Source organism: Secundilactobacillus odoratitofui DSM 19909 = JCM 15043 (assembly GCF_001434895.1).
GTDB classification, from domain to species: domain Bacteria; phylum Bacillota; class Bacilli; order Lactobacillales; family Lactobacillaceae; genus Secundilactobacillus; species Secundilactobacillus odoratitofui.
Genome location: NZ_AZEE01000028.1, coordinates 374,477 through 386,741 on the forward strand (window position 1 = coordinate 374,477; position 12,265 = coordinate 386,741).

Genomic DNA, 12,265 nt, shown 5'->3' on the forward strand with positions numbered 1-12,265 from the left:
ACGAATCGACAAAACTTCTCCAATCCTCAACAGAGCGATGGGGAAGTTTCTTGTCTTCATTGAATTGTTTATATTTTGTTCAAGAAGGGAGACCGTGACGATGGATGAATTTGCTAAGGCCTTATTTAAATCTGGGATTACTTCCGTGCCAACCTTGTTACTCCAGCATTACCGAGAAATTGGGATGACCAACACCGAATTTTTGATTTATCTGCAAATCAAAAGCTTTAGTGACCGTGGTGTCAGCTTTCCGGCGACCGAAGTACTTGCCAAGTCGGTTGGTGTTTCAGACAACGAACTTTTTCAAACCCTGCATACCATGATTGCAAAGCATTTAATGCAGATCAATACTGTTCAGCAAAAGGGGCAGCTTGCAAAAGACGCGTATGATTTCAGTCAACTTTACGAAAAATTGTCAACTTATGTTAGCCAACGGCAACAGCAGCGAGTGGATCAGCAAATTGACACGGATCGTGACGCTATTTTTCAACAGATTGAAGAGGAATTCGGCCGACCACTTTCACCGATTGAACTTCAAAGTATCTCAAAGTGGCTAGACGAAGACCACTACTCAGCCAGTTTAATTCAATTGGCATTAAAAGAGACCGTTTTAAATCAAGTTTATAGTCTCAAATATATGGATCGCATTTTACTTAGCTGGGAGAAAAAACACATTACAACGCCTCAGCAGGTCCAACAAGAACGAGAAAATCGCCAAAAAAAACAAGCACCGCAACCAACCCGTTCGAATGGCAATGCACCGTTACCTAAAATTCCAACGTTTAAAATTGACGATAATCGATCTTAATATTGGTCAACACAAAAAAGTGTTCGAACCTCCATCAATGAATGGAAGTTCGAACACTTTTTTTATGACAGATTCATGAATCATTAAACTAAATTACTGACTGGACTTAGTGGCTGAAGAGGACGCCGTAGTGGTACTGCTACTCTTCGTTTCTGTTGAGCTAGCAGAAGTTGCATCACTGCCGCTACCGCTGCCACTGTCACCGCCAGTGGGTTTTTGTTCCGATGACACACTGGAACTTTCAGTTGAACTCGATGATTCAGATGACGAGTTGGTCGTTGCTTCGTTACTGTTTGATGAATCATTAGCATTGGTACTGTTACTGTACGAACTGCTATTGCCATTAGTTGCAGTTGTGCTATCACCAGGATAACCAGAGACATAATATTCTGTTGTCCCGTTTTTCTTGGTTGCAACAACGTCAGATGGGGCAGTCCAGTCAGTATTACTTGCTGATTGTTGAACGTAACTCATTTCAGACCGATATATTTCTTGTGCAATCTTAGTTTGCTCTTGCGTTATATAATGACCCGTCTGGAATTGTTTATCATATCCCGTCCAAATCGAGAGGGAATAGTTCTTAGTATAACCTGTAAACCAAGAATCCATCGCTGCACTAGATGGAACGGATGAAGCATAATCATCCGGATAAGCAGTGGTACCAGTCTTACCGGCTTGGTAGAGGCCGGAAATATTAGCTGCGGTACCCGAACCGTTGGTACTGGTCATCACGCCTTTGAGCATGTTGGTAATCATAAAGGCCGTTGCAGGAGACATTGCCTTCACACCATTACTGCTGTATGAATGTGACTTACCATCAGCCGTTACAACTCGATTTAACAAGTGTGGCTTGTAGTAAGTACCACCATTGGCAAATGCCGCGTAGGCCGCTGCTTCTTGCTCGGTTGAGATGTAAACGCCAATCCCATTTTGAAGGGTGAGCTTATTACTAAAACTCATCCCGAGGTTACTCATGAACTTAGTTGCCTTACTAATTCCAACTGCGTCCAGGGTCCGAACAGCTGGGATATTTCGAGATTCTACCAACGCTTTACGCATGGTGATCGTGCCTTCGTGTTGGTTATCAAAGTCATTTAACTCACGCGTGGTGCCAGGATAGTAATACGTCGTATCTTGAACCGGTTGGTAAGTTGGGTACTTCAGATACTCAATTGCAGGACCATAATCCATGATTGGCTTTGCGGTCGAACCACTTGACCGGTCAGTTTGAACAGCTCGGTTCAAACCGAAGCTGACATTACCAGTCTTTCGACCACCTAACATGGCAACGACTTTCCCATTATTGGGGTTCACCATCGTTGCACCAACTTGAAATTTATTACTTGGGTAAGCAACGTAATTGCTACTATTAGCAATGCTATATAAATGCTTTTGGGCTGACATATCAAGGTTCGTGTAAACCCGCAGACCATCCGTATTGGTATTATAGCCATCTGCGGTTAACTCTGAGTAAACCTGCTTAAGATATGAATCAATATATTTTTGATTGGTTAAGTTAATCGTGCTAACCGGATGGGTTTTAGCTAGTCCAGATTTAACGCTAGTTGCTTTAGCAGTTGCGGCTTGGGCCGAAGTGATCTGTTTGTTTTGAACCATGGCACTGAGCACTTGATCTCGCCGATATTTCGCGTACTTTGGGTGGTGAATCGGATCATAATCAGTTGGGCTCTGTGGCATTCCGGCTAACATAGCTAATTGTTGCAAGGACAAATGTGACAGCGACTTACCGTAGTAATAGTGGGCCGCCGTTTGCATGCCATACACGCCATTTCCCATGTAAACCTTGTTAATGTAAAATTCCAAAATTTGTTGTTTGCTGTACTTTTGTTCAACCTTGATGGCCAACCAAGCTTCTTGGGCTTTACGCTTCAAAGTTTGATCAGACTTGGCCGTTGAAAAGACTGAGAGTTTAACTAACTGTTGGGTCAACGTACTCCCACCTTGAAGACCAAGTGACGAACCGGTAAAGTTGGCAAACGCAGCGCCCATAATTCGAATGGGGTCCACCCCGTGATGCTTGTAGAAACGGCGGTCTTCAATGGAAACCACGGCCGATTTCAAAGTTGACGGAATATTTTTAGATTTCACATAATCGCGGTTTTGTGCACCCAAACGAGAAATCACGTTATTCTTATTGTCATAAACCTTCGTTGAGGTATCGCTTTCGAGTGAAGATTGTGTGATGTTTGGTGCCCCCTGAGCATAGTAGAAGAAGATACCAGCGCCCAGTAAAATCGCAGCGAGAAAAAGTCCTAAGAACCAAGTGAAGATGCGACGGAAATAATGATGTTGTCGTGGACTTTTTCGCCGTGCGGAACGTGTCTGAGGATCAGATTGATTGCTTGACATAGATAGACTCCTTTGATTAAGGCGTTAAATAAGTTGATCAACAGCGTCAAGATACGCGATTAATGGATTAAGTTGATACTTGACTGAAATCGCTCGTTGTTGAAAAACGGACATTGGAATGGACTTGCGACCATTCGCGGTGTTTTGTTGATCCCAATATGAAATCAAATCGCTCGCCTTTAGTAGGTAGAGTTGATCAAGGCTAACGAACTTAATTAACCCAAAACAAATTCCGCCTTGCTTTAAACATTGACGCATGTGGTCTACTTGATGCTGATGGAAATTGTCTAAGGGAAACCGGGTTGTTTCCTTAGTCTCCTTGGCATCAAAATCGATATACCGGCCACGATAAATCCCGTTATAGTCGGTTGTTGAGGCTTGACGAAAATAGGCTTCCCGAATCACGGCCGCACTACGTTTAGGGTAGTCGACTTTTACAATTTGAATTGGTGTCGGTTTCTTATGAATGACTGCTATATCATGTGCGAGATAATATTGATTGCTTTCGTTAATTTCTTGTTCAAGCGTCATACCGCGACCACCATGAGTGGTCACCCGTGATTTGATGGTTGGTCCACCAGCTATATCAGAAGGTTGATACCGCATTCCGTTGGGATAATGGATTGTCATTGGCTGGATCATCTCTTTTCTATAGTAAAGTGTTGAAAAAAAGTGTTTACCCAGTTAGTGTTATTATACCAAGTTGGCACACGAATAAAAACTGGGAATCTTCACAGAACACTCATGGTTGAAATGATACCACAAAAAGGAGGGACGTAAACATGCAACGTGTATGGATCACTGGTTATCGTGCATTTGAATTAGGTGTTTGGTCTGATAAAGAACCAAAATTTAAAGTTATTTCATACGCCTTAGAACGGCTCCTTAAACAAGCACTAGAAGAGGGGCTGACCTGGGTGATCACAGGCGGTCAAATGGGTATTGAACAGTGGGCCGCCCAAACGGCCCTTAAACTCAAGGCGGATTATCCGGAACTCAAAGTGGCCATGATGACACCTTTTACCGACTTTGGTAGCCAGTGGAAGGACGAAAACCGAACTAACTTGAGTCTCTTAACCAGCCAGGTTGATTTTACGGCAAGTGTGAGTGATCACGGTTACAGCTCACCGCAACAATTAAGAAATTACCAAGAATTCATGTTATCTCATACCGATGGTGCTATTTTAGTATACGATGTAGACAACGAAGGCAAATCGCGGTACGATTATGATGCGCTGATGAAGTGGCAAGAACAGCATGCTGATTATGCTGTTACAATTGTTGACTTTGATCAATTGCAGGAATTTTCGTATGAATTTGAAGAAAATTCAAAAAGGGGTTTCAATTCAAACTAAAATTTGGTAACATCTTAAATGTTGGTGTTCAACAAATGATGAGGTGTATTTAAATGGCAACCATTAATTTTAATCCTAAAGACATCTTACAAAAAGAATTTCGGCAAAAGATGCGGGGCTATGATCCTGCTGATGTTGATAGCTTTTTGGACAATGTTATTAAGGACTACGAAACGTTTACGAAGGAGAATCAGCACCTCCAAGACGAGAATGAACGTTTACGTGCAAAGGTCGATGAACTAACGAAACAACTTTCCGTTGGTGGTCCAACCGTCGCGCAACCTAGCCAACCGGCTAATAACGTGACCAACATGGACATTTTAAAACGACTTTCTAATCTAGAACGTCACGTCTTTGGTTCTCAATTAGACAGTGGTGCGAATGCATCTCACCGTCTTTAAACAATGTGATAGTAACTTGTAAATTTCGGGTAATCGCGGTCGGCTTATGTCGGCTGAGGAAAGTCCATGCTCGCACAAGCTGCGATGCTTGTAGTGTTCGTGCTCGGTGAAAAAATAAGCCGGGGGACTTCGCAAGAAGTTACGGCGGGAGAACGCGCTAAGGTTTCGGCTACGCGTTAATATCCCTGAAAAGTGCCACAGCGACGATGACGTATTCGGAAACGGGTGCGGTGGAACGTTGGTAAACCCCTCGAGCGGGCAACCCAAACTACGGTAGGGGCGCTTCACTTCTGGAATTGAACTAAAAGTGGGGGGAGAGTTTTACTCTCGAGATAGATGATTACCGCTTACCTGAGCTGTCCCTGACACTTAGGTAAGTACGGAACATGGCTTATAGAAATTTACAGTTCAGGATTGGTGAGAGGTGACTCTCACCTTTTTTTTGCAATTAAACTGGGGTGTCCGTTTCACGACATCTAATTTAAAACCGTTTCAGTCAATAGAAAGAGGCAAACAATGGCTAAATATCAATTATACGCTGCAACAGCAAGTGGGCTTGAAGCACTCGCTGGTCAAGAATTACGTGATTTAGGTTATGACGTTCAGGTTGAAAATGGCCGGATCTTATTTGAAGGTGACATGACGGATATTTTAAAGGCCAATTTGTGGTTACGAACCGCCGATCGAATCAAAATCATTTTAAAAACCTTTAAAGCCACCACCTTTGATGATATTTTCGACACCATCAGTGCTATGGATTGGGATCAGTGGTTACCCATGGATGCCAAATTCCCAGTCAATGGGCGCTCAAAAAACTCCAAGCTCTTTAGTGTCCCAGATATTCAGGCTGTGACCAAAAAGGCCATCGTGAGTGAAATGGCAGCAGCTTACCATCGTAAATCACGTTTTCCAGAAACTGGCGCTTTGTTCTCCCTTGAAATTGCATTGAACAAGGACGTGGCCACTTTAACGCTTGATACAACGGGCGACAGTTTATTCAAACGAGGCTATCGTCAAGAAAAAGGGGCTGCACCGCTAAAGGAAAACTTTGCAGCAGCGTTAATACAACTCACTAACTGGCACACTGATATGCCTTTCATTGACCCCATGTGTGGTTCAGGCACCTTGCCAATCGAAGCCGCTTTAATGGCTCACAACGTGGCACCAGGCATTAACCGCCACTTTTCGTGTGAAGCATGGCATCCTGATAACTTAAAACAATCCGAAGCGCTTAAAGCAGAGGCTAAGACGCACCAGATCGACGGTGAGTTTGACATTAGTGGCTTTGATATTGACGGGAGTATGATCGATATCGCTAAACTAAATGCAAATGGTGCTGGCGTACTGCATGACATTAACTTCAAACAAATTGCCGTCAAGGATTTTACAACTGATAAGCGTGACGGTGTCATCATCGTGAACCCACCTTACGGGAAACGAATGGGTGATCAAAAGAGCGTCCGTAAACTTTACGAACAGATGGGACAAGTCTTCAAGCCTTTAACCAGCTGGTCAAAGTATTTCTTAACTGCTGACCTACAATTTGAGACATTTTATGGTGAAAAGGCCACTAAGCGCAGAAAACTCTATAACGGGGCATTGAGAACCGATTATTTCCAGTACTGGGCATCAAACCGTTAATTCGTATTACCAAAAACAATTTAATGATCGATTTAAGACACGTATTTCAGTTAAATGGAAATGCGTGTTTTTTTACCAAAAATACTCAAAATAATGTGTCTAGTTCCATTTTCATGTTCTAAAACCTAACATGAAGATGATGATCATCAAAATTTATTTCAAGTTAAACGGCCGAAACCAGGCCTTGTTTACAAGTCAACACCATCTAAAAAGTCGCCTTACATCACATAAATATTGCTAGTACAGACTTTAAAGACGTGTTAGAATTCGTAACATAAATTAAAGAGAGAAGTGGATGCAATGAGTCTGGTTAACGTTTCTTTCATGGTGCTTGCAAGTATTTTAGTCTTATTCATGACGCCCGGTTTAGCTTTCTTCTATGGCGGTCTGGTTTCTAAACGTAACGTGGTCAACACAATGTTGTCGGTCTTCGTCATGACCGGTGTCGCCATCATGTTATGGGTGGTGATTGGCTATTCATTATCATTCGTGGGCGATCACGGTGGGGTCATCGGTAATCTATCTCATCCGTTCATGAGCCACCTTAATCTGAACGCCCTTACCGCCACTAAGATTCCAGTTGGCCTGTATTCACTTTTCCAAATGATGTTTGCGATTATCACGCCAGCACTCTTCGTTGGTGCAGTCGTTGGTCGAATCCGGTTTAAATTTCTACTGCTCTTTTTAGTTGCTTGGTCCATTTTAGTGTACTATCCGATGGTGCACTTAGTCTGGAGTCCGAATGGATTACTCGCCAAAATTGGCACGGTTGACTTTGCGGGTGGGACAGTTGTTCATATTAACGCCGGGGTGACCGCCTTTGTCCTGTCGGCCTTTCTCGGCAAACGAATTAAATTTGGTGACATACCACATACTCACTACAACTTACCGTGGGTGCTGTTGGGAACAACCATTTTATGGATTGGCTGGTATGGTTTTAACGCCGGTTCAGCTCTGGGTGTCAATAACGTGGCGATTCAAGCAACCATCACCACCACGGTTGCTACAGCCACCGCCATGGTGACCTGGTTATTCTTAGATATGTCTCTAAAAGGCAAGCCAACGTTGGTGGGGGTTTGTACCGGGACACTTTGCGGTCTAGTTGGCATCACCCCTGCTGCTGGTTTTGTCACCATTAGTGGTGCATTTTGGATCGGCATGATTGCCACCTTTGGGAGTTATTATTTTGTAACAGTTTTGAAAGATCGAATCGGTGTGGATGACGCACTGGATGCTTTTGGCTGTCATGGTGTGAGCGGGATTATTGGTAGCATCGCAACCGGACTCTTTGCAACCCGGTCAGTCAACAGTAGTTTATCAACTAACGGTTTATTCTACGGTGGCGGATTTCATCTATTTGGTATTCAAGTGGCCGCAACAGTTGTAACCATTTGCTTCGTAACGATCATGGGCATCGTGATCATCAAAGGCTTACAACTTATCATGCCAATGCGGGTCGACAGTGTTGAAGAAAAGTTGGGCCTAGACAAGGGTGAACATGGCGAAGAAGCCGATTACGCCATTGATTTGAGTGAAGATGTTGCTCGAACACAAAGTGATCTGAGTCTATACGCAACTGAGTTTAAAGGTCAAACGGCACATTTGCGTCACTGATCTGACTCACCATCCGGTATAATGTAAGTATTAAATCGGATGATGGAGTGATAATGATGAGCCTAAAGCGAACCGAACCAGTTGAACTTGTGAATATGTGCATGATTTACAACCCCGATACGAATGAAGTCCTCGTTGAAGACAAAACGGACGTTGCTTGGAAATTCGGTCACACCTTTCCTGGTGGTCACGTTGAAGTTAATGAGCCTTTGGCCGATGCCATGATTCGTGAAGTGTATGAAGAAACAGGCCTCAAGATTAGTCATCTTGAGGCCTGCGGTACCGTGGAATGGTTTGATAAAACTGAAGGTTACCGAAAAATCGGCTTTTTATACCGGACGTCACATTTCAGTGGGAATTTGATTCAAGGCAACGAAGGACAGCTTACTTGGCTGCCAATTACTGACTTAACCGTTGAAAATACGGCAGAGAGTTTTATGGAGATGCTCGCCATTTTCACCCAAGCAATGGCCATTTCGGCCACGTCATCAACCATGAACGGACCATTAACGTTAACTGCCAACGAACATGACGATTAGAAGGTCCCAGACTGAGTGTGCAATAATGCCCGGCCAAAGGGACCGACTTTTTAAGAATAACCAGCCAAATAGGTAACCAAGTAAGCCGACGGTAATCAGCTGACTCACGATGGTCATCAAACTGAGTGCAGGATAGGTCGTGAGATAACGGGGCAGGTGAATCAAAGCAAATAGCACGGCTTGGATAACAAGCGCCATTTGCTGATTGTCTACGAGTGGCCGAATTCGATTCAAAAAATAGCCCCGGAAAAGCGTTTCTTCGCAAATTCCCACCACCAAAAAGTCCTGGCCTAATTTTTCCGGTGTAAAAGTTGATTGAATTTGTAGTTGCTGTTTTTGAATCAAGGTCACGCCTAAAACATAGACCAACATTAACCCAAGCGTGATATAAAGTGGCGAAAAACGCCAATTAACCTTAAACGGTTGCTGCACCGCGAGCGCCTCTGGTTTAGTTCGGCGAATGAGCACGAGCCCAACCACCAACCAGCCCACTAATTTAACACTGTCTATGATGATTTCTTGCGTCCAGCCAGTTGATAAGTTGTTGACTGGCACGTTAATAAACACTTGGATGATGAACCAAAATAAAAAGAAGTAGCCATATTGATACAGTAGTTGACGGCCCTGACGTTGATGAATCATGAATTTCCTCCTTACATTTCGCTGTTATTTAGTTTAGCACGTTGCACCAATCCGATGGTTAAGTTGACAATAAATTAAAAAAAAGTCATTTTTTACTTTACTAACAAAAAGTAAGCTGATATACTATTTTTTGTAAACAAATTGAAAACAACTTTACTGGAGGATTTTTACACATGAAAGAAGAACTTTTAAACTTAGCGAAACAACGTCGCTCAATCTACGCTTTAGGCCGCAATGTAACCACCAGCGAAGAAGAATTAGCTACACTAATCAAAGAAAACATTAAGTGGGTCCCAACCCCATTTAACAACCAAACAACTCGTGCCGTTATTTTATTCGGTGACAAGCACGAACAACTCTGGGACATCGTTGGCAAGCGTTTGAAGTCAGAAGTACCAACTGAAGAAGCTTACCAAAAGACCCTTCAAAAGATCAACGGCTTTAAGTCAGCTTTTGGAACGGTGCTCTTCTACACTGATATGGACATCGTTCACCAATTTGAAAACGACTTTGCATTGTACGCTGACAACTTTGCTGATTGGGCTGAACAAGCACAAGGTAACGCACAATTTGCCGTTTGGACTAGCTTAGCTGAAAACGGCATTGGTGCTAACCTGCAACATTACAACCCACTGATCGATGACCTCGTGAAGGATGCCTTCAACATTCCAGATAGCTGGAAGTTACGTGCACAATTAGACTTTGGTTCGATTGAAGCACCAGCCGGCGAAAAGGAATTTATGGACGACAATGATCGTTTTAAAGTTCTCAAGTAATTTAAACTTAAAAGCAGTTGCCGCTTGATGGCAACTGCTTTTTTACATATTCATACAATAATCGTCCTTCAAACCTTTAAAGAAATCATCATTTCAGTTTGAAAACTGGCCAACAGCTGACCGTGATAGTATGCTAGAATTAATTGAAATCAATTTGTTTAAGGAGAGGTAATGAGATGAAGAGAAAAATCGCAATTATTGGTGGCGGTATTGTTGGTGCAAGTGCAGCCTACTATTTAAGTCAGTTACCAGGCGGTGATCAACTTAGCGTCACGTTGTACGATGATGGCGTAGGCCAAGCCACTAAGGCGGCCGCAGGGATTATTTCACCGTGGCTCTCAAAACGACGCAACCAGCAATGGTATCAGCTAGCTAAAGACGGTGCAACCACGCTGATGACACTTGCCAGAAAAGCCAATCTATCGACGGATATCTATCATCAAACCGGTACCATCGTGACCCGGACGAATGAAAAGGACCTAAAAGATCTTTATGAACTAGCTCAAACACGACGCCATGAGGCACCCGACATGGGCGAAGTCGAATTACTAACCGCTCAAGAAGTTCAAAAACGGTTACCATTGCTAACCAATCCACAACCAGGCATCTTCGTCAGTGGTGGTGCTCGGATCGACGGTGAGGCCTTCATTTCAGAATTACTCACCCAAGCGCAACGCGTTAACCTGACTGTTAAACAAGAACGCGTCACACTGGACGCCACTGGAAATATTTTAGCGTCAGCTGGCACGCAACGATTTGATAATGTAATTCTAGCTGCCGGTGCCTGGCTAAAAGATTTAATTGAACCACTTGGCTTGACTGCGGATGTCCGTCCTCAAAAAGGCCAGCTAATCGAGCTTATTGTGCCAGATTATCCAACCCAAGAAAATATGCCAGTTTTAATGCCAGAAGGCGAACGTGATTTCATTCCGTTTGGCCACGGTAAGTTAATTGTGGGCGCAACCCATGATGATGAAGGTCAATTTGACCTCAACATTACCCAAGAAGCGACCGATGACTTACTGAAGAGTGCCCAACACTTTGATCAGTCGCTGACCCGAGATCATCTGGTTCAAAGCAAAGTGGGTACTCGAGCATACACGCCGGACTTCTCACCATTCTTTGGTCGATTAACCAGTCACCCGCACTTATTAGTTGCCAGTGGCTTAGGCGCTTCTGGTTTAACAACCGGGCCACTGATTGGTCGTTTATTAGCCGGAACACTACTCTATGGTGGCACACCGGACTGGTCAAATTACGAAAAAAACCTCAGCCATTATATTCACTAACCCATGTGAAGGGCTTGTTGCGCGAGGTGATGGGCACCCTGGTTCTGTTTTTCGGGCACCCACTGTGTCACAACGATTGCGAAGCGTTGATGAAGTGCCAGCAATTCATCAACCTGGGCTTGATAGTGTTTCGCATAGTGCTTTAGCAGACTATCTGCTACGATTTTAGAATCGGTAAAGTATCGCACCGTGGTTTGAGAAGCAGTGTCACCTAACAGTGTCATTAATGCTTTAAACCCAGCCAAGGCAGCCGCAAATTCCGCTTGATGGTTATCACCATTTGGCAAAACCTGCTTCAACTGTTGTTGTTTACCGTCATGAATAATTAAAATACCGGCGGCACTTCGACCCGAATCGGTCTCAGTGGCTGCATCCGTATACAAAGTAAACATCTTATCCAACCTTTCGAAATGGGGTATTCTCATCATAAAACAAAAGCGACAATTTTTATACCAACCTGGACCACTCAGCAGTGTCATTTTATGGAGCTGGACGTTCAGTCTACTATTCTTGAGCCTCATTTTGGCGCTAGAATTGCCAACTAACTTACAGTGGATTCCGTATGTACTAGGAGCACTCTTTTTAATTTTCAGCTGGGCACAAGTTCACTTTCGACACATTTATCTGGAAAATGATACCATTCGGGTTAGCCGGGTCATTAACCATCGTTGGGTCGACATTCATTTAAAGGATGTTCAAAACGTGCATGTCTCCAAATACCGCTTGGGTTTTGTGTATGGCGGCAAAATTTATCAGTTTTTGCTACCGGTTAACTCCGTCATTGAATTGAATAACATTATTGAAGAAACACAACGTTAACTTAGGAGGGC

Annotated in this window: 13 protein-coding genes and 1 other RNA gene; 10 read left to right on the forward strand and 4 right to left on the reverse strand. The window is 43.5% G+C overall.

The window, feature by feature from the left end:
- Window positions 1-100: 100 nt before the first annotated feature.
- Window positions 101-808: a DnaD domain protein gene (locus tag FD04_RS06750; protein WP_056947844.1), complete on the forward strand. Its 708-nt coding sequence runs from the start codon at window positions 101-103 to the stop codon at window positions 806-808.
- 93 nt (window positions 809-901) lie between these two features.
- Here FD04_RS06750 and FD04_RS06755 read toward each other — a convergent pair whose 3' ends face one another.
- Both FD04_RS06755 and recU read right to left on the reverse strand, forming a co-directional pair.
- Window positions 902-3,178: a PBP1A family penicillin-binding protein gene (locus tag FD04_RS06755; RefSeq protein ID WP_054702195.1), complete on the reverse strand. Its 2,277-nt coding sequence runs from the start codon at window positions 3,176-3,178 to the stop codon at window positions 902-904.
- A 24-nt stretch (window positions 3,179-3,202) separates the two neighbouring features.
- On the reverse strand, window positions 3,203-3,808 hold the full coding sequence (gene recU / locus FD04_RS06760) for a Holliday junction resolvase RecU (protein WP_054702192.1): 606 nt from the start codon (window positions 3,806-3,808) through the stop codon (window positions 3,203-3,205).
- Between the two features lie 152 nt (window positions 3,809-3,960).
- On the opposite strand from recU, the gene FD04_RS06765 reads away from it, so the two are divergent.
- The 6 genes from FD04_RS06765 to FD04_RS06785 all read left to right on the forward strand — a co-directional run bounded on the left by FD04_RS06765 (window position 3,961) and on the right by FD04_RS06785 (window position 8,728).
- The gene (locus FD04_RS06765) at window positions 3,961-4,533 is read left to right on the forward strand and encodes an SLOG family protein (RefSeq protein WP_054702189.1); all 573 of its coding nucleotides are present in this window, start codon (window positions 3,961-3,963) and stop codon (window positions 4,531-4,533) included.
- A 53-nt stretch (window positions 4,534-4,586) separates the two neighbouring features.
- Complete coding sequence (gene gpsB, locus FD04_RS06770; protein ID WP_054702187.1) at window positions 4,587-4,934, forward strand: cell division regulator GpsB; 348 nt, start codon at window positions 4,587-4,589, stop codon at window positions 4,932-4,934.
- 21 nt (window positions 4,935-4,955) lie between these two features.
- Window positions 4,956-5,333: RNase P RNA component class B (rnpB, locus tag FD04_RS12340), an RNA gene on the forward strand.
- Between the two features lie 117 nt (window positions 5,334-5,450).
- Window positions 5,451-6,575 (forward strand): THUMP domain-containing class I SAM-dependent RNA methyltransferase, encoded by a 1,125-nt coding sequence (locus FD04_RS06775; RefSeq protein WP_056947846.1) that lies wholly within the window; start codon window positions 5,451-5,453, stop codon window positions 6,573-6,575.
- Between the two features lie 300 nt (window positions 6,576-6,875).
- Window positions 6,876-8,189, forward strand: coding sequence for an ammonium transporter (locus tag FD04_RS06780; RefSeq protein WP_054702184.1), 1,314 nt, complete (start codon window positions 6,876-6,878; stop codon window positions 8,187-8,189).
- Window positions 8,190-8,245: 56 nt separating this feature from the next.
- A complete protein-coding gene (locus FD04_RS06785; protein WP_056947847.1) occupies window positions 8,246-8,728 on the forward strand; it encodes an 8-oxo-dGTP diphosphatase in 483 nt (160 codons plus the stop codon).
- Here the strand turns inward: FD04_RS06785 and FD04_RS06790 are convergent.
- Window positions 8,702-9,370: a CPBP family intramembrane glutamic endopeptidase gene (locus FD04_RS06790; protein ID WP_056947849.1), complete on the reverse strand. Its 669-nt coding sequence runs from the start codon at window positions 9,368-9,370 to the stop codon at window positions 8,702-8,704. The genes FD04_RS06785 and FD04_RS06790 overlap by 27 nt on opposite strands.
- Before the next feature lie 173 nt (window positions 9,371-9,543).
- On the opposite strand from FD04_RS06790, the gene FD04_RS06795 reads away from it, so the two are divergent.
- Together FD04_RS06795 and FD04_RS06800 are read left to right on the forward strand one after the other, a co-directional pair.
- Window positions 9,544-10,146 (forward strand): nitroreductase family protein, encoded by a 603-nt coding sequence (locus tag FD04_RS06795; protein WP_054702178.1) that lies wholly within the window; start codon window positions 9,544-9,546, stop codon window positions 10,144-10,146.
- A gap of 176 nt (window positions 10,147-10,322) precedes the next feature.
- Window positions 10,323-11,435, forward strand: coding sequence for an NAD(P)/FAD-dependent oxidoreductase (locus tag FD04_RS06800; protein WP_056947850.1), 1,113 nt, complete (start codon window positions 10,323-10,325; stop codon window positions 11,433-11,435).
- On the opposite strand, the gene FD04_RS06805 is transcribed toward FD04_RS06800, so the two are convergent.
- The gene (locus tag FD04_RS06805; protein ID WP_054702175.1) at window positions 11,432-11,827 is read right to left on the reverse strand and encodes a ribonuclease HI family protein; all 396 of its coding nucleotides are present in this window, start codon (window positions 11,825-11,827) and stop codon (window positions 11,432-11,434) included. The genes FD04_RS06800 and FD04_RS06805 overlap by 4 nt on opposite strands.
- Between FD04_RS06805 and FD04_RS06810 the strand changes: the two genes are divergently transcribed.
- Window positions 11,799-12,254: an EbsA family protein gene (locus FD04_RS06810; protein ID WP_235805663.1), complete on the forward strand. Its 456-nt coding sequence runs from the start codon at window positions 11,799-11,801 to the stop codon at window positions 12,252-12,254. The genes FD04_RS06805 and FD04_RS06810 overlap by 29 nt on opposite strands.
- Window positions 12,255-12,265: the final 11 nt, after the last annotated feature.

Bases quoted from the DNA above. Each gene is read 5' to 3' on its own strand.
- FD04_RS06785 (WP_056947847.1), top strand. From the start codon at position 8,246: ATGAGCCTAAAGCGAACCGAACCAGTTGAACTTGTGAATATGTGCATG.
- FD04_RS06795 (WP_054702178.1), top strand. From the start codon at position 9,544: ATGAAAGAAGAACTTTTAAACTTAGCGAAACAACGTCGCTCAATCTAC.
- FD04_RS06765 (WP_054702189.1), top strand. From the start codon at position 3,961: ATGCAACGTGTATGGATCACTGGTTATCGTGCATTTGAATTAGGTGTT.
- recU (WP_054702192.1), bottom strand. From the start codon at position 3,808: ATGACAATCCATTATCCCAACGGAATGCGGTATCAACCTTCTGATATA.
- FD04_RS06805 (WP_054702175.1), bottom strand. From the start codon at position 11,827: ATGTTTACTTTGTATACGGATGCAGCCACTGAGACCGATTCGGGTCGA.
- FD04_RS06800 (WP_056947850.1), top strand. From the start codon at position 10,323: ATGAAGAGAAAAATCGCAATTATTGGTGGCGGTATTGTTGGTGCAAGT.
- FD04_RS06755 (WP_054702195.1), bottom strand. From the start codon at position 3,178: ATGTCAAGCAATCAATCTGATCCTCAGACACGTTCCGCACGGCGAAAA.
- FD04_RS06780 (WP_054702184.1), top strand. From the start codon at position 6,876: ATGAGTCTGGTTAACGTTTCTTTCATGGTGCTTGCAAGTATTTTAGTC.
- gpsB (WP_054702187.1), top strand. From the start codon at position 4,587: ATGGCAACCATTAATTTTAATCCTAAAGACATCTTACAAAAAGAATTT.
- FD04_RS06775 (WP_056947846.1), top strand. From the start codon at position 5,451: ATGGCTAAATATCAATTATACGCTGCAACAGCAAGTGGGCTTGAAGCA.
- FD04_RS06790 (WP_056947849.1), bottom strand. From the start codon at position 9,370: ATGATTCATCAACGTCAGGGCCGTCAACTACTGTATCAATATGGCTAC.
- FD04_RS06750 (WP_056947844.1), top strand. From the start codon at position 101: ATGGATGAATTTGCTAAGGCCTTATTTAAATCTGGGATTACTTCCGTG.